18 protein-coding genes are annotated in these 21,513 nt (G+C 37.4%); all 18 read left to right on the forward strand.

Annotated elements, in window-relative coordinates; all coding sequences use genetic code 11:
- The first annotated feature begins 46 nt into the window (after nucleotides 1-46).
- The 18 genes from OWO01_RS05160 to dapG all read left to right on the forward strand — a co-directional run bounded on the left by OWO01_RS05160 (nucleotide 47) and on the right by dapG (nucleotide 21,480).
- Complete coding sequence (locus OWO01_RS05160) at nucleotides 47-1,747, forward strand: proline--tRNA ligase (RefSeq protein WP_268779370.1); 1,701 nt, start codon at nucleotides 47-49, stop codon at nucleotides 1,745-1,747.
- Between the two features lie 76 nt (nucleotides 1,748-1,823).
- Nucleotides 1,824-6,116, forward strand: a complete 4,293-nt coding sequence (locus OWO01_RS05165; RefSeq protein WP_268779371.1) for a PolC-type DNA polymerase III — start codon at nucleotides 1,824-1,826, stop codon at nucleotides 6,114-6,116.
- Between the two features lie 383 nt (nucleotides 6,117-6,499).
- Nucleotides 6,500-6,916: a ribosome maturation factor RimP gene (gene rimP / locus OWO01_RS05170; protein WP_418936202.1), complete on the forward strand. Its 417-nt coding sequence runs from the start codon at nucleotides 6,500-6,502 to the stop codon at nucleotides 6,914-6,916.
- Between the two features lie 14 nt (nucleotides 6,917-6,930).
- Nucleotides 6,931-8,043: a transcription termination factor NusA gene (nusA, locus tag OWO01_RS05175; protein ID WP_268779372.1), complete on the forward strand. Its 1,113-nt coding sequence runs from the start codon at nucleotides 6,931-6,933 to the stop codon at nucleotides 8,041-8,043.
- Nucleotides 8,044-8,057: 14 nt separating this feature from the next.
- Nucleotides 8,058-8,339, forward strand: coding sequence for an RNase P modulator RnpM (rnpM, locus tag OWO01_RS05180; protein ID WP_268779373.1), 282 nt, complete (start codon nucleotides 8,058-8,060; stop codon nucleotides 8,337-8,339).
- A complete protein-coding gene (locus OWO01_RS05185) occupies nucleotides 8,332-8,652 on the forward strand; it encodes a YlxQ family RNA-binding protein (protein WP_268779374.1) in 321 nt (106 codons plus the stop codon). The genes rnpM and OWO01_RS05185 overlap by 8 nt, the downstream gene beginning before the upstream one ends.
- Before the next feature lie 4 nt (nucleotides 8,653-8,656).
- The gene (gene infB, locus OWO01_RS05190; protein WP_268779375.1) at nucleotides 8,657-10,726 is read left to right on the forward strand and encodes a translation initiation factor IF-2; all 2,070 of its coding nucleotides are present in this window, start codon (nucleotides 8,657-8,659) and stop codon (nucleotides 10,724-10,726) included.
- On the forward strand, nucleotides 10,723-11,004 hold the full coding sequence (locus OWO01_RS05195; protein ID WP_268779376.1) for a DUF503 domain-containing protein: 282 nt from the start codon (nucleotides 10,723-10,725) through the stop codon (nucleotides 11,002-11,004). The genes infB and OWO01_RS05195 overlap by 4 nt, the downstream gene beginning before the upstream one ends.
- Nucleotides 11,005-11,048: 44 nt before the next feature.
- Complete coding sequence (gene rbfA / locus OWO01_RS05200) at nucleotides 11,049-11,393, forward strand: 30S ribosome-binding factor RbfA (RefSeq protein ID WP_268779377.1); 345 nt, start codon at nucleotides 11,049-11,051, stop codon at nucleotides 11,391-11,393.
- A 318-nt stretch (nucleotides 11,394-11,711) separates the two neighbouring features.
- Complete coding sequence (gene truB / locus OWO01_RS05205; RefSeq protein WP_268779378.1) at nucleotides 11,712-12,620, forward strand: tRNA pseudouridine(55) synthase TruB; 909 nt, start codon at nucleotides 11,712-11,714, stop codon at nucleotides 12,618-12,620.
- Nucleotides 12,621-12,638: 18 nt separating this feature from the next.
- The gene (locus OWO01_RS05210) at nucleotides 12,639-13,583 is read left to right on the forward strand and encodes a bifunctional riboflavin kinase/FAD synthetase (RefSeq protein WP_268779379.1); all 945 of its coding nucleotides are present in this window, start codon (nucleotides 12,639-12,641) and stop codon (nucleotides 13,581-13,583) included.
- Nucleotides 13,584-13,704: 121 nt separating this feature from the next.
- Nucleotides 13,705-13,974, forward strand: a complete 270-nt coding sequence (rpsO, locus tag OWO01_RS05215) for a 30S ribosomal protein S15 (protein ID WP_091494159.1) — start codon at nucleotides 13,705-13,707, stop codon at nucleotides 13,972-13,974.
- A gap of 342 nt (nucleotides 13,975-14,316) precedes the next feature.
- The gene (pnp, locus tag OWO01_RS05220; RefSeq protein ID WP_268779380.1) at nucleotides 14,317-16,431 is read left to right on the forward strand and encodes a polyribonucleotide nucleotidyltransferase; all 2,115 of its coding nucleotides are present in this window, start codon (nucleotides 14,317-14,319) and stop codon (nucleotides 16,429-16,431) included.
- A gap of 94 nt (nucleotides 16,432-16,525) precedes the next feature.
- Nucleotides 16,526-16,777 (forward strand): YlmC/YmxH family sporulation protein, encoded by a 252-nt coding sequence (locus OWO01_RS05225; RefSeq protein WP_268779381.1) that lies wholly within the window; start codon nucleotides 16,526-16,528, stop codon nucleotides 16,775-16,777.
- Between the two features lie 770 nt (nucleotides 16,778-17,547).
- Nucleotides 17,548-18,420, forward strand: a complete 873-nt coding sequence (gene dpaA / locus OWO01_RS05230; protein ID WP_268779382.1) for a dipicolinic acid synthetase subunit A — start codon at nucleotides 17,548-17,550, stop codon at nucleotides 18,418-18,420.
- Between the two features lie 28 nt (nucleotides 18,421-18,448).
- A complete protein-coding gene (locus OWO01_RS05235) occupies nucleotides 18,449-19,033 on the forward strand; it encodes a dipicolinate synthase subunit B (protein ID WP_268779441.1) in 585 nt (194 codons plus the stop codon).
- A gap of 147 nt (nucleotides 19,034-19,180) precedes the next feature.
- Nucleotides 19,181-20,230 (forward strand): aspartate-semialdehyde dehydrogenase, encoded by a 1,050-nt coding sequence (gene asd / locus OWO01_RS05240; protein ID WP_272506002.1) that lies wholly within the window; start codon nucleotides 19,181-19,183, stop codon nucleotides 20,228-20,230.
- Between the two features lie 14 nt (nucleotides 20,231-20,244).
- The gene (gene dapG, locus OWO01_RS05245) at nucleotides 20,245-21,480 is read left to right on the forward strand and encodes an aspartate kinase (protein ID WP_268779383.1); all 1,236 of its coding nucleotides are present in this window, start codon (nucleotides 20,245-20,247) and stop codon (nucleotides 21,478-21,480) included.
- Nucleotides 21,481-21,513: the final 33 nt, after the last annotated feature.

The raw sequence follows: 21,513 nt of genomic DNA on the forward strand, positions 1-21,513 counted from the left end.
CAGATGCAGACGTAGTTTATGTAGAAATGAAAAGGTGGAATGAATCATGAAACAAAGCAAAACACTGATACCAACATTAAAGGAAACACCAGCTGATGCTGATATAGCAAGTCATAAATGGTTATTACGAGCAGGTTATATTCGTCAAAATGCTTCCGGTGTCTATAGTTTTTTACCATTAGGAAAACGTGTCTTGCAAAAGATAGAAGCAATTATTCGTGAAGAAATGGCTAAAGTAAGTGCCAATGAGATTTTAATGCCAGCTTTACAATCGGCTGATTTATGGAAAGAATCTGGTCGTTGGGATAAAATGGGGCCTGAGCTGATGCGTTTGAATGATCGTCATGAGCGAGAATTTGTTTTAGGGGCAACTCATGAGGAAGTAGTTACAAGTATGATAAGAGATGAAGTGAAAAGTTATAAAAAACTTCCATTAACACTCTATCAAATTCAAACAAAATTCCGTGATGAACGTAGACCAAGGTTTGGTTTGTTACGAGGACGTGAATTTATTATGAAGGATGCTTACTCTTTCCACGAATCATTTGAAAGTTTAGATGAGTCTTATCAGGATATGTTTCAAGCATATACGAATGTGTTTACTCGTTTAGGGTTAAATTTCCGTCCTGTTATCGCAGATTCTGGTGCGATTGGTGGGAAGGGCACTCATGAATTTATGGCGCTATCTGATGTGGGTGAAGATACCATTGCTTTTTCTGACTCATCAAATTATGCGGCAAATGTTGAAATGGCAGCTGTTTTGGATCAATATCCAGCATCCAATGAAGAGCCTAAGGAATTAACAAAAGTAAGCACACCAAATCAAAAAAACATGCAAGAAGTAGCTGATTTCTTTGGTCATAGTTTAGATGAAGGAATTAAAGCGTTGTTATTTCATGTGGATGATCGATATATACTAACTGTTACTCGTGGGGATCACGAAGTAAATGAGATTAAATTAAAAAATCTTTGTGAGGCAGAAAGTGTGGAGCTAGCAACGGAAGCGGAATCCAAAGAAATCATAGGTGCAGGTTTTGGTTCGTTGGGGCCAATTGGAACACCTGAAAAAGTAGAAGTTATGGCAGATCATGCGGTTAAATATCTAGTCAATGCAACTTGTGGAGCAAATGAAGATGGATTCCACTATACCAACGTAAATCCAGAGCGAGACTTTCCTAATACGAAATACGCTGATATTCGTTTTATCCAAGAGGGTGATTTATCACCAGATGGAGAAGGCAAAATAAAATTTGCAAAAGGAATCGAAGTTGGACAAGTTTTTAAACTTGGTAAACTCTATGCAGAGAAGTTGGGTGCTGACTTTTTGAACGATCAAGGAAAAGCTACTACGATGGTTATGGGATGTTACGGTATTGGAGTTTCTAGAACATTAGCTTCTATTGTAGAACAATACCATGATGATAATGGCATCACATGGCCGAAACAAGTTGCTCCCTTTCAAGTACACTTATTAGTATTGAATAGTAAGAAAGAGGATCAAACGTTACTAGCTGATGCGATCTATAAAAAGCTATTAGCTGAAGGAATAGAAGTTCTATATGATGACCGTGCAGAACGAGCAGGCGTTAAATTTGCCGACAGTGACTTGATTGGAATTCCGCAAAGAATAACGGTTGGAAAGCGTGCATCTGAAGGTTTTGTTGAATGTAAAGTTCGTGAGACAGGTGAACAAACAGAATGCCATGAATCCGAAGTGATTAGCTACCTGAAAAAATTACTTAATTAACAGAAAAGCCCTTGTCTAGTTGTGGTGACAAGGGTTTTCTCGATTGATAAATCTGAATAAGACTGGAGGGATTGACATGACTTTATCGAGTAGTCAAAAAGTACAATTATTATTGGAACAAATTCATATGAGTGAAGAAGATGTTAATCACTATTTTTCTGATGCAAAACTTGAAAAACTTCAAGTATATAAAAGAGAGAAACGCTGGGAATTTTATTTTTCATTGAAGAAGACTTTGCCTATTTCAGTATATCGTATGCTCCGTTTAAAATTACAAGAGTCTTTTGCAACGATTGCAACGATTGACTTTACGATTCAATGTGAAGATAGAACCTTGTCTAATGATGATCTCTGTGGATATTGGAGAGATTTTATTCTCTCGATTCCTGATTTATCTCCAGCCTACAGCGAGTTACTAAAAGAACAAAAACCAGAAATAGACGGAAATAAACTTACCTTAACAGGAAGAAATAATGCAGAAGCTGCCGTGTTGAAAAAACGATTAACCGATCCTTTCAAGCAGTATTGTGTAAAAGCCGGTCTTCATTCTTATCAATTGCAAGTGGATGTAAAGGAAGCCACAACCGATATTGAGCGCTTTAGAGAACAAACAGCACTAGAAGATAAATTACTGGTTAAGACAGCGGTTAAAGATAAAGAGGAACGAGCAAAACAAAAAGGGGAAAAACAATCAGATGGTCCACTAACGATTGGCTATGCGATTAAAGATCCGGCTATTCCGATGAAGGAAGTACTTGAAGAAGAACGTCGGATTGTTTTACAAGGATATATTTTTGATGTTGAAATACGAGAACTTCGATCTGGTCGGCATTTATTGATTATTAAAGCTACCGATTATACCGACTCCTTTTCTTTAAAAATGTTTTCTAAAGGGGATCAGGATATTGAAAAGTTTAAACTAGTGTCAAAAGGTATGTGGATTAAAGCCCGTGGAAGTATTCAAACAGATAATTTTTCAAATGAATTAACGATGATGTTAACAGATATTAATGAATTAAAGCCTGTAAAAAAACAAGATTTAGCATCGGCAGACAAAAAAAGAGTGGAATTACATGCACACTCTACAATGAGCCAAATGGATGCTGTTGTCTCTGTTTCTAAATTAGTTGAGCAAGCTGCAAAATGGGGGCACTCCGCACTAGCAATCACGGATCATGCTGTGGCACAGGCGTATCCAGAAGCACATGCTGCTAGTTTGAAACATGGAATAAAAATGATCTATGGTGTGGAGATAAACTTAGTTGATGATGGTGTCCCGATTGCTTACAATGAAGCGGATATTTCATTAGCGGATGCAACGTATGTTGTATTTGATGTTGAAACGACAGGTTTATCAGCTGTTTACGATACAATCATTGAGTTAGCTGCAGTGAAAATTAAAGATGGAGATATTGTTGATCGCTTTGAAGCATTCGCCAACCCTCATCATCCTTTGTCCCAAACAACCATTGACTTAACGGGGATTACGGATGATATGGTAAAAGATGCACCAGAAGTAGAAACGGTGTTAGCGGATTTTGCAAATTGGATTGGCGATGATATTTTAGTAGCACATAATGCGAGTTTTGATATGGGGTTTTTAAATCAAGGCATGGAAAAACACGATCTTCCTAAAGTTGATAATCCCGTGATCGATACATTAGAGCTTGGCCGATTTATTTTGCCAAACTTAAAGAGTCATCGGTTAAATATTTTATGTAAGTATTATGGAATCGAATTAACGCAACATCACCGTGCGATTTATGATGCAGAAGCTACAGGTTATTTGCTTTGGAAGCTAATAAAAGAGGCCAGTGAAAAGGAGATAACCAATCATAAACATTTTAATTTGCATATGGGAGAAGGAAATGCTTACCAACGCGCGCGGCCATATCATGCTATCCTTTTAGCAAAAAATGATGTGGGACTGAAAAATTTATTTAAGATCATTTCCATGGCTCATGTTGATTACTTCTATCGTGTTCCGAGGGTGCCAAGGTCAAAGTTGACTGCACATCGAGAAGGAATCCTGATCGGATCTGCTTGTGATAAAGGGGAAGTATTTGAAACGATGATGCAAAAATCAGCTGAAGAGGCTGAAAAAGTTGCAAAATTTTATGATTATATCGAAGTACAACCACCAGCTAATTATTTTCCATTGATGGAAAGAGAATTGGTTCAGAATGAAGCACAGATTTACGATATTTTGCGAAATTTGGTAGAACTTGCTGATCGATTAAACAAACCTTGTGTAGCAACAGGAAACGTTCATTATTTAGAAGAGCAAGATAAAATGTATCGAAAAATCTTGATTACATCACAAAATGGTAATCCGTTAAGTCGACAAACATTACCAGATGTTCCTTTCCGAACAACCGATGAAATGATAGCATGTTTTGAGTTTCTTGGAAATGAGAAAGCAGAAGAAATTGTCGTAACAAATACGCAAGCAATCGCTGAGTCCACAGAATCAATTTCACCGGTAAGAGAGGAATTATATACGCCGAATATTGATGGAGCGGATCAAGAAATTCGAGAAATGAGCTATCGTTTTGCTCATAATTTGTATGGGGACGATTTGCCAGAACTCGTCGTAGCCCGAATGGAAAAAGAATTAAAGAGTATTATAGGTCATGGATTCGCCGTTATTTATTTGATTTCACATAAACTAGTAAAAAAATCATTGGATGATGGCTATTTGGTTGGTTCACGTGGTTCTGTTGGTTCTTCATTGATTGCCACCTTTACAGAAATTACGGAAGTGAATCCATTACCACCACACTATGTATGCCCGAACTGCCGTAATCATCAGTTTTTCACAGACGGTTCGATCGGTAGTGGGTATGATCTTCCTGATAAGGAATGTCCAGAATGTGGAACGATGTATCGTAAAGATGGTCAAGATATTCCCTTTGAAACTTTTCTTGGTTTTAAAGGGGACAAGGTTCCGGATATCGATTTAAACTTTTCGGGGGCGTATCAACCGGTTGCCCATAATTATACTAAAGTATTATTTGGTGAAGATAAAGTATATCGTGCCGGAACAATAGGGACAGTTGCAGAAAAAACAGCATATGGTTATGTCAAAGGATATGCAGGAGATCATGACTTACGGATAAAGAATGTTGAAGTAGATCGACTTGTGCAAGGCTGTACTGGAGTGAAACGAACGACTGGACAACATCCTGGTGGTATTATTGTAGTTCCAGATGATATGGATATCTATGACTTTACACCGATTCAATATCCAGCAGATGATCGGAATTCAGAGTGGTTAACTACCCATTTTGATTTCCATTCGATCCATGATAATTTGCTAAAACTAGATATTCTTGGGCACGATGATCCAACGATGATTCGAATGTTACAAGATCTAAGTGGAATTGACCCAATGACAATTCCAACCGATGATGCAGACGTAATGAAAATCTTCTCTGGTCCAGAAATCCTCGGTGTAAACGGAGAACAAATTAACTGTAAAACAGGTACATTAGGTGTTCCTGAGTTTGGAACAAAATTTGTTCGACAAATGCTCGAAGATACGAACCCAAAAACCTTTGCTGAATTAGTCATAATCTCTGGACTTTCTCACGGAACAGATGTCTGGCTGGGGAATGCACAGGAGTTAATTAACAAAGGGATTTGTGAACTTCCCGATGTAATTGGTTGTCGGGATGACATTATGGTTTACCTTATGCATAAAGGACTTGAGGCGTCACTAGCTTTTAAGATTATGGAATTTGTAAGGAAAGGTAAAGGCCTTCAAGATGAGTGGAAAGTTGAAATGAAGAAACACGACGTACCAGATTGGTATATTGATTCATGTGAAAAAATCAAGTACATGTTCCCGAAAGCTCACGCGGCGGCATATGTACTGATGGCTATTCGCATTGCTTATTTTAAAGTGCATCATCCTATTCTTTTCTATGCAGCCTATTTTACCGTGCGAGCTGGAGATTTTGAATTAGATACAATGATCAAAGGATCGGACGCCATTCGTAAACGCATCGATGAAATTAATAAAAAAGGAAATGATGCTTCGCCAAAAGAAAAGAATCTGCTTGTTGTTTTAGAATTATCACTAGAAATGAACGAGCGCGGCTTTTCCTTTCAAAAAGTGAATTTGTATAAATCCAGTGCAAGTGAGTTTCTTGTGGATGGAAACAGTTTAATTCCTCCATTTAATGCTGTAGACGGTTTAGGAACAAATGCAGCCATGAATATTGTTAAAGCAAGGGAACAAGGTGAATTTCTATCAAAAGAGGATTTACGAGAAAGAAGTAGAATTTCCAAAACTGTTTTAGAATATCTAGATAATCATGGCTGTCTTGCAGGTATGGAAGAAAAAAATCAATTATCTTTGTTTTAGTACGGTTAATTCCACATTTACCGATTATTTCTTGCATCTTATTAGGTGGTATGCTATAGTAATTATAGATTTAAATGGGTGCGTGACGAAGAAAGAGTGGGGTAACCCACTCTTTCTTCACAGTTAGATCTTGTAAAGTTTCGACAGCGCACGTGACTTCACACCGTGCATTTTGTGGTTTTTAATGGTTGATCCTATTCCCTTGCCGTTTTTGGCAAGGGTTTTATCATTCTAAGAAATAGGTTAATGAAACATGATAAAAAAGCGCAAACTGAGATGAGAAGATCAATTGATCATGCGAAAAAAAACACCTTTAAAAGGAGGCGATAATAGTGAAAGTAACAGAGCAAACAGAACAACTAGTTCAACCTATATTAACAGAGATGGAATTACAACTTGTAGATGTTGAGTTCGAGAAAGAAGGAAAGAGTTGGTTTCTACGAGTTTTTATAGATAAACCAGGAGGTGTTGATATCGAAGAATGTGGTCGGGTCTCCGAAAAGCTAAGCGAACGCTTAGATGAAACTGATCCGGTTACTGTTCCATATTACTTAGAAGTTTCTTCACCAGGTGCTGAACGACCATTGAAAAATCCAGAAGATTTTGCTAATCATATTGGACACAATATTTTTGTGAAATTATACGAACCAATCTCAGGAGCAAAATCCTTTGAAGGAATATTAACTGATTTTGATCAAGAGATTGTAGGAATCGAAGTGAAAGACAAAGCAAGAACCAAAAAAGTACAGATTCCGTACAATAAGATTGCCAAGGCTCGGTTAGCTGTAACATTTAATTAAAAGGGGGAAGCATGGTGAGTAAGGAGCTTTTTGAGGCCATTCAATATTTAGGGAAAGAAAAAGGTATTGATAAGGACGTATTAATTGACGCTTTAGAAGCGGCGCTTATTTCAGCTTATAAGAAAAACTTTAAATCTGCAACGAATGTACGAGTGGATTTAAATGAAGAAACAGGTAGTATGCGCGTGTTGTCACGTAAGGAAATTGTGGAAGATGTAGAGGATTCCCAACAACAAATGGATTTGGACGAAGCAAAGCAATTAGATCCAAATTATGAAATTGGGGATGTAGTTGAGCTTGAAGTGACCCCAAGAGACTTTGGCCGAATTGCTGCTCAAGCCGCCAAGCAGGTTGTAACACAACGTGTTCGCGAGGCAGAACGTGGAGTGATTTTTAACGAGTATATTGATCGAGAAGAAGATATCATGAATGGTATTATTCAGCGTGTAGATCCGCGGTTTGTTTATGTGAATTTAGGCAAGGTGGAAGCTAAGCTTGCTGAAGCAGAGCAAATGCCCACAGAATCTTACAACGTTCATGATCGAATCAAAGTATTTGTTACAAAAGTAGAAAATACAAATAAGGGTCCACAAATTTTTGTTTCTAGATCTCATCCTGGTTTATTAAAAAGACTATTTGAAATGGAAGTACCTGAAATTTATGATGGTACAGTAGAAATTCGTTCTGTAGCAAGAGAAGCCGGAGACCGTTCGAAGATTTCGGTATATGCGGAGGATCCGGAAGTAGATCCGGTTGGGTCGTGTGTAGGACAGAAAGGTCAACGAGTTCAAACGATCGTAACAGAATTAAAAGGGGAAAAAATCGACATTGTCGAATTCTCCGAAGATCCAGTCGTTTATGTTTCTAATGCGCTAAGTCCTTCTAAAGTAACAGAAGTATTAGTTAAGGAAGAGGAAAAGGCAACAACGGTTATCGTTCCGGATAATCAGCTCTCCCTAGCTATCGGGAAAAGAGGCCAAAACGCACGACTTGCAGCAAAGTTAACGGGATGGAAAATCGATATTAAGAGTGAGACAGAAGCGAAAGAAGCGGGCATTTTTACAGAAAAAGCTCCAACAGAGGTTCAAGAACCACTTTTTGATGCGGACGAAGATTTATTTGATTAAGGAGGAATTTCATTATGCCTAAAAAAAATAAAAAAATTCCGCTTCGTAAATGTATTGTTACCCAGGAGATGCAGCCGAAACAGTCGCTGGTTCGGGTCGTTCGCAATAAAGATGGAGAAATCTTTGTTGATCCATCCGGAAAGAAGAGCGGTCGAGGTGCTTATATTTCCAAAGATATCTCGGTTGTAGAACAAGCAGAAAAAACCAATGCAATTGAGCGTCATTTTCAAACAAAATTAGATGAAAACATTTATTATCAATTAAAACAAGTAATTGAGGGAAAAGACATTGAGTAACGAGCAAAAGTATTTAAATCTTATTGGATTAGCTTATCGCGCTAGGAAGATCTCTTTAGGAGAGGAACAGATTGTGCGAGATATTCAAAAAGCAAAAGCGAAGTTGGTACTGATTGCTAGTGATACCGGACAACAAACAAAAAAGAAGTTAACAGATAAATGCAATTATTATCAAATTCCTTTTCGAATGACTGTAGAGCGTGACCAACTGTCCCATGCGATCGGTAAGTCTGGTCGGGTAGCTGTAGCTATTTTAGATCAAGGTTTTGCGGACAAGATTTGCTCATTACTTGATAATACTATTCGGGGGTGAATGTATGGCTAAAGTGCGTGTATATGAATATGCCAAACAACAAAACGTATCAAGTAAAGAAATTATTAATAAATTAAAAGAAATGGATGTAGAAGTTTCGAATCATATGTCTACAATAACTGATCAAGTAAAGGTTAAGTTAGATGAAATTTATGTGAAGCCGAAACAAGAAGCACATAAGATTGAACAAGAAAAAGCAATCCAGAAAAACAAAAGTCAATCGAACAAGAACAGGCGAAATAAAGGGAAACAAAAAGTTGATAATAAGCAGGCAAAAAGCCAACCAGCACCAAAGACTTCAATTGCGAAGAAAACAGAGGATGTAACAATGATTAGTTATGCGAATACATTAACAGTTGGTGAATTAGCAGAGAAATTAGGTAAAGATGCTAGTGAAATTATTAAGAAATTGATGGCATTGGGCGTTATGGCCACGAAAAATCAAGATTTAGATGATGATACGATAGAATTAATTTGTAGCGATTTCGGTATCGAAGTTGAAAAGGAAGAAGAAGTTGATGAGACGGATCTAAATCATTATATAGAGGCAGATCTAGAGGAACAACTTATCGAAAGACCTCCAGTGGTTACAATTATGGGACACGTTGACCACGGGAAAACGACATTACTAGATTCGATTAGACATACAAAAGTAACAGCGGGCGAAGCTGGAGGTATTACGCAACATATCGGTGCTTATCAAATTAAAAGTAACGGCAAGCCAATTACTTTTCTTGATACACCTGGTCACGCTGCGTTTACAAGCATGCGTTCCCGTGGGGCACAAGTAACGGACATTGCAATTTTAGTCGTTGCTGCAGATGATGGAGTAATGCCACAAACTGTTGAGGCAATTAACCATGCAAAAGCAGCAGATGTACCTATTATCATTGCTGTAAACAAAATGGATAAAGAAGGCGCTAATCCGGACCGTGTAATGCAAGAGCTAACAGAATATGAATTGATACCTGAAGACTGGGGTGGAAATACAATATTTGTACAGTTATCTGCACTTCAAGGTGAAGGTATTGATGATTTATTAGAAATGATTCTTCTTGTGGCTGAGGTTGAGGAGTTAAAAGCAAATCCGGAAGGTCGCGCTGTCGGTACAGTAATTGAAGCGGAACTGGATAAAGGCCGAGGTTCTGTTGCATCATTACTCGTACAAAATGGTACACTACGAGTAGGGGATCCGATTGTAGTAGGAAATACCTTTGGACGCGTTCGAGCGATGGTCAATGATTTAGGTCGACGTGTGAAGAAGGTTGGCCCATCGACCCCAGTCGAAATTACAGGCTTAAATGAGGTACCACAGGCTGGCGATCGCTTTGTTGTTTTTGAAGATGAGAAAAAAGCTCGCCAAATCGGTGAAGCAAGACAGCAAAAGCAAATTGAAGTTCGTCGTGGAGATCAATCCAAAGTAAGTTTGGAAGATCTTTTTGAACAAATCAAACAAGGTGAAATTAAGGACATTAATATCATTTTAAAAGCAGATGTTCAAGGTTCTGCTGAAGCACTTGCAGCTTCATTGAAAAAAATTGATGTAGAAGGTGTGAAAGTTAACATTATTCACACAGGTGTTGGTGCCATTAAAGAATCAGATATTATTTTAGCTTCTGCTTCCAACGCGATTGTGATTGGGTTTAATGTTCGACCTGATAACAATGCTAAAAAAGCTGCGGAATCAGAAAAAGTAGATGTACGTTTACACCGTATCATCTATAAAGCAATTGAAGAAATTGAAGCAGCAATGAAAGGAATGCTTGATCCTGAATTTGAGGAAAAAGTTATCGGGCAAGCAGAAGTTCGTGAAATCTTCAAAGTGTCAAAAATTGGTACAATTGCTGGGAGTTATGTTACAGATGGTAAGCTAACAAGAGATGCAGGAGTACGTGTCATTCGTGATGGAGTTGTTATTTTTGAAGGTGAAATCGATACATTAAAACGTTTCAAAGATGATGTGAAAGAAGTAGCTCAAAACTATGAATGTGGTATTACATTAGAGAATTTCCACGATATTAAAGTAGGAGACGTCTTTGAAGGATTTGTAATGGAGGAAATTAAACGTTCATGATCTTGTATGTTGAAGTAGAATGCTTCATTTATGAAGCTCATTCACTAAAGGATAAACGATCTGTTATTAAGCGGATAATAACCCGACTTCAAAATGAATACAATATTACAATTAGTGAACTCGATTATCAAGATCTTTGGCAACGAACATTATTTGGTATTGGAACAATTTCACCGGATCGAGTCCGAGCTGAACGGGTCATTGATCAATGTTTAGCTAAAATTGATTCTTTTCCAGAAATTGAACGAACAAGTGCAGATAAACAATGGTTGGGTTGATGATCATCATTGTGGAACTTACGAAGATAATGAGGTGAATGTCGATGAATCAAATGCGTGCAAATCGAGTTGCAGAGCAAATGAAGAAAGAATTAGGCGATATTATTTCAAGAAAGATTAAAGACCCGCGTGTTGGCTTTGTTACTGTTACTGATGTAGAGGTAACCGGTGATTTACAACAAGCGAAGATCTTTATAACAGTTCTTGAAGAAGGTCAAAAACAAGACACATTAATTGGATTAGCAAAAGCAAAAGGGTTTATTCGATCTGAAATTGGTAATCGAATTCGTTTGAGAAAAACCCCAGAATTGTTTTTCGAATTTGATGAAACAATTGAAACAGGTAATCGAATTGAACATTTATTGCGTAATTTAAATGATACAGACTAGTCTATTTAATTTACTTCACAAAACCCTTGTTCTATAATGATACAAGGGTTTTGTTTTTTGCTTGTATTTATTATGGATACCTTTTCGGAACAGACATAGCCATGTAAAGCTCCGAGCGCATAAACGAATCAATCTACGAGCTTTCATCTGTATTGATTCGATCACGTTGCTATGTTTTTAACCGACGCTCTTCATATTGGTTCCAATATAATTCTATAACAGTATTTTTAGTTTCATAGTAGGTCTGATGGTTGTCACCATCATCTTCTAAAAAAACACAGCTTTTTTATTGGTTAAAAAATTGGAGGAATAATTACAATGCATGGTATTATCCCCTTGTGGAAGCCAGTAGGATTAACTTCACATGATTGTGTGATGAAAATGCGACGTATTTTTCGGACAAAGAAAGTTGGCCATACAGGAACGTTAGACCCAGAAGTTGCTGGTGTTTTGCCGATTTGTATTGGAGAAGCTACCAAGATAGTCCCTTATTTAACAGATACAAAAAAAACATACCAAGCAGAAGTGACCCTTGGTTATGCAACCGATACAGAAGATCAAACGGGTAAAATAGTTGAAACAAGCGATGATGTTCCTAGCTTTACAAATGCAGCGTTAGAACAAGTGTTAGCAAAATTTCAAGGGGAGATAACTCAAGTTGTGCCGTTATATTCTGCGGTAAAAGTAAACGGGAAAAAACTTTATGAATATGCGAGAGCAAATCAACCCGTAGAACGCCCATCAAGGCAGACAATGATATTTTCGATTGAATTGATCAAGAACTCAATAAAAGAAGAAAACGGCTTGTTTCGTTTTGGTTATGAAGTAACCTGTTCAAAAGGAACCTATATTCGAACGTTGTCTTTAGACATTGGGAAAGCGCTTGGTTTTCCTGCACATATGTCTCATTTAATACGAACGGCAACAGGTAACTTTACAAGAGAAAATTCGTATACTTTAGAAGAGATTGAGGCAAAAAGAGCAGAAGAGAAGCATGAGAATTTATTGGTACCATTTAAGCAAGGAGTAGATCACTTGCCGGTATGGTCTGTTGATGAGGAAGTTGCAAAAAAGGTGCTAAATGGACAGAAACTTAATAAACCTGCTGCATTATTACCTGACATACCTTATCGCGTTGAGGTCAATGATCACCTACTTGCGATTTATCAACAGCATCCAACCAAGCCAGAATTAATGAAACCATCTCGTGTATTTCGCTATGATTAAAGAAAGAAGGTGAGTGAATTGGAAATTATTTCACTTTGCTATCCAGAACAAGTACCAGAAAATAACCAGGAGGAAATTGTTTGCGCGATCGGTTTTTTTGATGGTGTCCATAAAGGGCATCAAAAAGTAATTCAAACTGCTCAAAACCTAGCAAAAAAGCAAAATCGTAAAAGTGCTGTAATCACGTTTACACCACATCCTTCTGTCGTTCTTCAAGGAACAAAAAAAACAGTATCGTATTTAACACCACTACCTGAAAAGAAAAATATATTAGCAGATATGGGTATTGATATCTTATATGTTATTACTTTTAATAAAGCACTAGCACAGTTAACACCAAGTGAATTTATTGATCAATTTATTATCAAACTAGGGATCAAGCACTTAGTTACCGGTTTTGATTTTACATATGGAGCGAAGGGAATAGGGAACGTGAATACGCTTGACAAAGATGGTAATGGTCAATTCGGGGTAACGATAGTGGATAAGCTTACAGAAAATAATGAGAAGATAAGTTCAACTCGTATTCGTAAATTGATACAACTTGGGGAAATGACCTCCGTTAAGGAACTATTGGGCAGACCGTTATTCATACGTGGTCACGTTATCTCTGGCGCACAAAGGGGAAGAAAAATTGGTTATCCAACAGCGAACATCGAGGTCGATTCCAAGTATGCATTACCAAAAACGGGAGTTTATGCTGTTACAGTTAAACTAGATAATAGGGTTATTTATGGAATGGCAAATCTAGGATATAATCCTACTTTTGAAGATGATTACAAGATAAAGCTAGAAGTACATCTTTTTGATTTTCATGAAGATATTTATGGTAAGGAGTTAATACTTGAATGGCAAGCTTTTACTCGTCCTGAGCAAAAATTTGACGGGATTGAACAACTAATTGATCAATTAAAGCAGGACGAACAGGAAATTCGTCATTTATTTGGTCAGTTTGAACAGTAACACTTGCTTTTTGGCTGAAAAACATGTAATCTAAATAACGGAAAACCATCTGCTTGGCAAAACGAATCTCCAACGTTTGCTAGGGGATCGGTGTTTACAATTTTTTTAGGAGGTGAAAAGGATGGCAATCACACAAGAACGTAAAAATGAACTCATTAATGAATTCAAAACACACGAAAACGATACTGGATCTCCAGAGGTTCAAATCGCTGTCCTAACTGCAGAAATTACGAGCTTGAATGATCACTTGCGTACGCATAAAAAAGATCATCATTCACGTCGTGGTTTATTGAAAATGGTTGGGAAACGTCGTAATTTACTGACTTATTTACGTAATAAGGACGTTACTCGTTACCGTCAACTAATTGAAAAGCTTGGCTTACGCCGATAACATGTAGAAGCGGGAGTAATTCCCGCTTTTTCTGTATGTCAATATTTTACGATAGATCAAAGTGTTTGTTTATACATAATAGTATAAGGGATTTCATATCCTTTCGCTCGATTCTGATCAAACCATTGAAGCTGGTTCAATGGTTTGATCAGGATGGAGCAAGGTGAAAAAAGTGCAAAGGGATATACGAAAATAAAAAGTTCCTTTTACATAATCATTGTTTAAAACAGTAAAGTAATTGTTTATGGGTATACTATTACCAAATAGCAAACATTGACGATTTTATCGTTAAATATAAAAGTAGTATTTTATTTTTTTAAATGAGAGGGGTTAAAAATTAATATGGTAGCTGAAAAACAAATATTTTCTACAGAAATATCAGGGAAACCTTTTTCGGTTGAAATTGGAGAATTAGCTAAGCAAGCAAATGGTGCTTGTATGATTCAGTACGGTGACACATCTGTCCTTGCAACGGCAACAGGTTCAAAGGAACCCAAAGACCTACCTTTTTTTCCATTGACCGTAAATTATGAAGAACGTCTTTATGCGGTAGGGAAAATCCCTGGTGGTTTTATTAAAAGAGAGGGACGTCCAAGTGAAAAAGCAGTACTAACATCACGCTTGATCGATCGCCCAATTCGACCTCTATTTCCAGACGGTTTTCGAAATGATGTACAAGTAATCAGTATGGTGATGAGTGTGGATCAAAATGCACCATCAGAAATTGCTGCAATGATTGGTTCATCTATTGCGCTCAGTATTTCAGACATACCTTTTAGCGGCCCAATAGCTGGTGTTGTGGTGGGTAGAGTAAATGGCGAATTTATTATTAATCCTTCTACAGACCAACGAGAACAGAGTGATATTGATTTAGTAGTTGCAGGGACGAAAGATGCGATTAACATGGTAGAAGCTGGAGCTAATGAAGTTCCTGAAGAAGTTATGTTAGAGGCCATTATGTTTGGACATGAAGAAATCAAACGTTTAGTTGCTTTCCAAGAGGAGATTATCGCTGCGATCGCTCCAGAAAAAATGGAGGTGAAATTGTTTTCTTTTGATGAAGAGCTTACCAAAGAAGTGGAAGCAAAAGCGAAAGATCAAGTGATTTCTGCTATCCAAGTTTTTGAAAAGCATGCGCGAGAAGAAGCAATTCAAGCTGCCAAGCAAGTAGTTGTTGATGAATATGAAGAACAAGAAACTGATGAAGATACAATGAAGCAAGTAAAAGGTATTCTAGACCAAATTGTCAAAGATGAAGTTCGTCGTCTAATTACGAAAGAAAAAATTCGTCCTGATGGTCGTAGTCAAGCGGAAATCCGCCCACTAACTTCAAGAGTTGGCGTCCTTCCTCGCACACACGGTTCTGGATTGTTTACAAGAGGACAAACGCAAGCGTTAAGTGTATGTACGTTAGGGGCACTAGGTGATGTGCAAATACTTGACGGATTAGATTTAGAAGAGACGAAACGTTTTATGCATCATTACAATTTCCCATTATTTAGTGTCGGTGAAACAGGTCCAATTAGAGGCCCTGGTCGTCGTGAAATTGGCCATGGTGCACTAGGGGAAAGAGCTTTGGAAAAAGTTATTCCTTCAGAAAATGATTTCCCATATACAATTCGCTTAGTTTCAGAAGTGTTAGAATCCAATGGATCAACTTCTCAAGCAAGTATTTGTGCAAGCACATTAGCTATGATGGACGCAGGTGTTCCAATCAAAGCTCCTGTTGCTGGTATTGCGATGGGATTAGTAAAATCGGGTGATGATTATACGATCCTAAGTGACATTCAAGGTATGGAAGATCATTTAGGCGATATGGACTTTAAAGTAGCAGGTACTGAAGCAGGAGTTACCGCACTTCAGATGGATATTAAAATTGAAGGACTTTCAAAAGAAATCCTTGAAGAAGCTTTGACGCAAGCTAAAATTGGTAGAACGCATATTTTAAAACATATGACGGAAGTAATTAATGAGCCAAAACAAGAGCTATCTGCTTACGCTCCAAAAATTCTCACAATGTCTATTAACCCAGACAAGATTCGTGATGTTATTGGACCAAGTGGTAAGCAAATCAACAAGATCATTGAAGAAACTGGTGTGAAAATTGATATCGAACAAGATGGTAAAGTTTTTATCTCATCTACCGAAAATGATATGAACCTTAAGGCAAAGAAAATCATCGAAGATATTGTTCGAGAAGTACAAGCCGGAGAAATGTATTTAGCTACCGTTAAACGTGTGGAAAAATTCGGTGCATTCGCAGAGCTCTTTAAAGGTAAAGAAGGATTAATTCACGTTTCTGAATTAGCTTTGGATCGTGTAAATAAAGTAGAAGATGTAGTATCTGTTGGTGATAAAATCATGGTTAAAGTAAAAGAAATCGATCGACAAGGTCGAATCAATTTATCGCGCAAAGCAGTATTATTAGATGAAAAAGAAAAGCAAGAAAAACAATAAGTCCTATGAAAGAAACTAGATAAAAATCTAGTTTCTTTTTTTGCATAGTTATTGGTAACGAACATAAACTGTTTTGAATAGGAGGTCGAAAATAATGCGCTATAAAGACTTAGGTAGTAAGGAAATTGTTAACCTAGAAAACGGAGCTAGGTTAGGTATGTTAGGACAAACAGATATTGAACTGGATGAGACAACAGGACAAATAGAAGCTTTTGTTATTCCTAACTATCGTTTTTTTGGTCTAAAAAAAGATGGGTCTGATGTGAAAATACATTGGAAAGACATACAAAAAATTGGCGAGGATATGATTATTGTAAATCGAACCTCCTCCTCATCATCTTCCTAAGGCTGCTCCCCATCCGGAGCAGCTTTTCTTAACTAAAAAACCACAACAATGTGCAGTAGACACAAACTGCGTGGTAAGTAATTTGAATAGCAACCTCCTCCGGAGTCGCTCCGGAAAGAAAGGGTCTGCGCTTTCCGCAGGCTCGGCCTCAACTAACTTGGTAAAGAAGAGCACTTTACCAAGTGGATTTTCGGCTTTCGCTTTTCCTGCAGGAGTCTTGCCCCTTTCTTTCCTCCGCTTGAATTAGCATTTGACTCGTAAAATTACGAATCAAAAAAACTGTTTATATAAATTTGCAATAGAGTTAATAAGTTCTAAAACCTGTTAAATATGCTAATTCTTTAGATCGGTATACAATAATCGAATTCAAAAACAATTAGATCCACTATCTAGCGTATCAAATGAAATTGGCGACACTCCAGCAGGAAAAGTGCGAGCTGAAGATCCACTCGGAAGTGAATTTCTTCCGAGTTAGCTGAAGCCGCGCCCTGCGGAAAGGGAGCAAAGTTCATTTGAGGAGCGGGATAAAAAGCTTCTGTTACCCCACAGTTTATACAAATAAATGTATTTATTTTCTTTGACTTAAGGAACTGTTTAAAAGAAAATAAATAGAAAGAATGTGTTTTAAGAGCAAGTGGTTTATGCAATTTCAGAAAAGTTCTAGTAGGGTAAGTTCCTCAATTTTGAATAATCCGCATGTGAATACGCACTGAAGTGTTATATAGTCATATGATGTATTATGCAATTTGAAAGAAAAGAGTGGTGACAAGATGAAGAATAAGATTCGTATTGCCATTTTAGGTGGCGATGCCCGTTATTTAGAAATGACAAAAAAATTAGCAGAGAATAACCATTTTGAATTAGAAGTAGTTGGTTTCGATCAATTAAATGAAGGCTTTTTTGGTGTGAAACAAACAGATTTAGAAGACTTATCTGTTGAAGAACTCGATGCGGTGATTCTTCCTGTTACCGGAATTGACGAAGATGGTAAGATCAATGCTGTCTTTTCCAATCAAAAGATACACTTATCTACGGATTGGTTTGAAAGATTATCAAAACATGTTGTAATGTTTACGGGAATCTCAACACCTTATCTAGCAGAACAAATCGCTACCCATGGATTAAAACTAATTCCATTGATGAACCGTGATGACGTAGCTATTTATAATGCAGTTCCTACAACAGAAGGTGCCATCATGTTAGCAATCCAGCATACAAATTTTACGATCCATGACGCAAATGTATTTGTCTTAGGATTAGGACGTGTAGGAATGACGGTTGCGAATAAATTCAATGGACTTGGTGCAAATGTATTTGTAGGGGCAAGAAAGGCAAGTGATCTCGCACGAGTTAATGAAATGGGACTGAATGGTTTTCACTTAGATGAAATAACCACATATACTGAATCGTGTGATATTTTGATTAATACCATCCCAGCGTCCATTGTAACGAGTGATGTTTTAAAAACAATTAAATCTAATGCACTAATCATCGATTTAGCTTCAAAACCAGGTGGTGTAGATTTTGCATATGCCAAAAAAAGAGGAATCACGGCAATTCATGCGTTAGGTTTACCAGGCAGAGTGGCTCCGAAAACAGCAGGTGAGATTTTGGCAAAAGTAATTAATCAATGTATCCTCTAAAAATATGAAAGGAAGTAGGTGGATATATATCGTGTTAAAAGGGAAAAAAATAGGGTTTGGCTTAACAGGGTCTCATTGTACCTATCACTTGGTATTTCCTCAAATTAAGCGATTAATAGAAGAAGGTGCCACAGTAATTCCAATTGTTTCGAATACTGTGCAAAAAACGAATACAAGGTTCGGTGAAGCAAAAGAACATTTGGATCGGTTATTAGAAATTACTGGTCAAGAATTAGTAACGTCCATTGAAGTGGCAGAAAAGTTTGGCCCCAAAGATCCATTGGATTGTATGGTTGTAGCGCCGTTAACTGGTAATTCATTAAGTAAACTAGCGAATGCTTTAACTGATACCCCGGTACTGATGGCCACCAAAGCCACCATGCGAAATCAGAATCCGATTGTCCTTGCCATCTCAACAAATGATGCCCTTGGCTTAAATGGTGTTAACCTAATGAGATTGATGGCGAGTAAACATATTTATTTTGTACCGTATGGTCAAGATGATCCAATAAAAAAACCAAATTCACTAGTTGCTAAAATGGAGTTGATTCCCGATACAATCAGAGAGGCACTTGATGATCAACAAATTCAACCCGTGCTAATTAATCATTAATATAAATTCAAAGATACTTTAAACAAAGAAAAGTCCCCCAAATTAACTTTCGCTTTATACAAATTCCCTTTTCTCCATAAGAATATGTTAAAATAGTAACTACAATTATAATTTAGCGTATACGCTTTTGGAGAGGGGAATTTTTTCATGGTGACAGAAAGAAAAAAATACAATGTTGCAGTAGTAGGAGCAACTGGAGCAGTTGGTAAAAAAATACTAGAAACATTAGAAAAAAAAGATTTTCCAATAGAAAATCTAAAATTATTATCTTCTAGTCGTTCTGCAGGAACAAAAATGAAATTTAATGGAAAAGTATATACGGTTGAGGAAGCAAAGCCGGAAAGATTTGAAGGAATTGATATTGCATTGTTTTCAGCAGGTGGGTCTGTTTCCAAAGCGCTAGCACATGAAGCCGTAGCAAAGGGTGCAGTAGTAGTAGATAATACAAGTGCATTTAGAATGGAACATGGGGTACCACTAGTAGTACCAGAAGTGAATGAAGCAGACATTAAGGAACATAAAGGAATTATTGCGAACCCTAATTGTTCGACGATTCAAATGGTAGCGGCACTAAAGCCGATTCAAGATAAATTTGATCTGAAGCGTGTCATTGTCTCTACGTATCAAGCAGTATCTGGTGCGGGTGCAGAAGCAGTAGAAGAGTTAAAAGATCAATCACAAGCATTTCTTAACGGAGAAGATCTTACTAGTGAGTTATTGCCTGTAAAAGGAGAAGATAAACACTATCCAATTGCTTTTAATGCATTACCACAAATTGATGTTTTCCAAGAAAATGGTTACACATTTGAAGAAATGAAGATGATTAATGAAACAAAGAAAATTCTTCATACGCAAGAATTATCGGTAGCAGCTACTTGTGTGCGTCTACCATTCTTTACATCCCATGCAGAGAGTGTCTATATTGAAGTTGGGCAGGATAATGTAACGGTTGAAGATTTGCACAAACTATTGGAAGAAGCACCAGGTATAACACTAATGGATGACCCTGCAAATCAAGTTTATCCAACACCACTTGATGCAGCTGGTCACCCAGATGTTTTTGTAGGTAGAATTCGTCGTGATCTAGACCAAGGAAATGGTTTTCATATGTGGGTAGTTTCCGATAACCTACTCAAAGGAGCCGCTTGGAATTCTGTTCAAATTGCTGAATCGCTTATTAATCACAATTGGCTGTAAGTTGAGGTGAATGAATGGAAATATTAGTACAGAAATTTGGCGGAACTTCGGTTCAGAACAAAGAAACAAGATCACATGCAATAAAGCATATTCAAGCTGCAACCAGAGAAGGGTATAAAGTAGTAGTTGTTGTTTCGGCTATGGGAAGAGCGCCTGAACCATATGCAACAGATTCGCTATTAAGTTTAGTTGATTACCCTGATGGTTACAGTACGAAACGTGAGCAGGATTTATTGTTATCCTGCGGTGAAGTGATCTCAGCAGTAGTCTTTTCAAATGAACTAAAAGAAAATAAGATTCAATCCACAGCTTTAACAGGCGCTCAAGCTGGTTTTATTACAAATGAAGAGTATACTGCTGCGAAAATAAAAAAAATGCAAGTAGACCGCGTATTTGAAGAACTACAAGTTAATGATGTTGTTGTAGTTGCGGGTTTTCAAGGAAAGTCTGAGCGATCAGGTGAAATCACCACATTAGGACGCGGTGGAAGTGATACTTCAGCAGCGGCCCTTGGGGCGGCCCTTGATGCAAAGTATGTCGATATTTTTACAGACGTAGATGGCATCATGACTGCAGACCCGCGAATTGTAAAATCGGCACGCACGTTAGACGTGGTGACCTATCATGAAATTTGTAATTTAGCTTATCAAGGCGCAAAGGTTATTCATCCACGTGCTGTTGAAATTGCAATGCAAGCAAAAATTCCTATTCGTGTACGATCTACTTCATCAACGAATTTGGGAACGCTAGTAACAAGTACAACTATTGAAGAAAAAGGAAAAGATATTCCGGATCGATTAATTACAGGAATAGCCCACATGTCAGGTATCACGCAAGTAAAGGTAGAGGCAGAAGATCAAATTGATCAACTACATGCAGAAGTTTTCAAGTTAATGGCGGAAGCAGGTATATCCGTTGATTTTATTAACATTTTTCCAAATGGTGTTATTTATACTATTCCAGAGGTATTTAGCGAGAAAGCTAAACTATTACTTGAAGAATTATCTTATCAACCCAAGATGATTCATCACTGTGCAAAAGTATCATTAGTTGGAGCAGGCATGACAGGTGTTCCTGGAGTAACAGCCAAAATTGTGCAAACATTAACCGATGCCGGGATACAGATCCTCCAATCAGCAGATAGCCATACAACCATCTGGGTACTTATCTCTCATGATGATCTAGTACCTGCCATCAATGCACTACATGATACATTCGAATTGAATGGAAAAAATAATCACACTATTTAAGATGGTTATAAGAGGAAAGGAGACCGGTTTATC

This window comes from Natronobacillus azotifigens, from assembly GCF_026805325.1.
Classification (GTDB): Bacteria; Bacillota; Bacilli; order Bacillales; family Amphibacillaceae; genus Natronobacillus; species Natronobacillus azotifigens.

Coding starts and splice junctions, on each gene's coding strand:
- OWO01_RS05160 (WP_268779370.1), top strand. CDS start 47: ATGAAACAAAGCAAAACACTGATACCAACATTAAAGGAAACACCAGCT.
- OWO01_RS05165 (WP_268779371.1), top strand. CDS start 1,824: ATGACTTTATCGAGTAGTCAAAAAGTACAATTATTATTGGAACAAATT.
- rimP (WP_418936202.1), top strand. CDS start 6,500: ATGGAATTACAACTTGTAGATGTTGAGTTCGAGAAAGAAGGAAAGAGT.
- rnpM (WP_268779373.1), top strand. CDS start 8,058: ATGCCTAAAAAAAATAAAAAAATTCCGCTTCGTAAATGTATTGTTACC.
- infB (WP_268779375.1), top strand. CDS start 8,657: ATGGCTAAAGTGCGTGTATATGAATATGCCAAACAACAAAACGTATCA.
- OWO01_RS05195 (WP_268779376.1), top strand. CDS start 10,723: ATGATCTTGTATGTTGAAGTAGAATGCTTCATTTATGAAGCTCATTCA.
- rbfA (WP_268779377.1), top strand. CDS start 11,049: ATGAATCAAATGCGTGCAAATCGAGTTGCAGAGCAAATGAAGAAAGAA.
- truB (WP_268779378.1), top strand. CDS start 11,712: ATGCATGGTATTATCCCCTTGTGGAAGCCAGTAGGATTAACTTCACAT.
- rpsO (WP_091494159.1), top strand. CDS start 13,705: ATGGCAATCACACAAGAACGTAAAAATGAACTCATTAATGAATTCAAA.
- pnp (WP_268779380.1), top strand. CDS start 14,317: ATGGTAGCTGAAAAACAAATATTTTCTACAGAAATATCAGGGAAACCT.
- OWO01_RS05225 (WP_268779381.1), top strand. CDS start 16,526: ATGCGCTATAAAGACTTAGGTAGTAAGGAAATTGTTAACCTAGAAAAC.
- dpaA (WP_268779382.1), top strand. CDS start 17,548: ATGAAGAATAAGATTCGTATTGCCATTTTAGGTGGCGATGCCCGTTAT.
- asd (WP_272506002.1), top strand. CDS start 19,181: ATGGTGACAGAAAGAAAAAAATACAATGTTGCAGTAGTAGGAGCAACT.
- dapG (WP_268779383.1), top strand. CDS start 20,245: ATGGAAATATTAGTACAGAAATTTGGCGGAACTTCGGTTCAGAACAAA.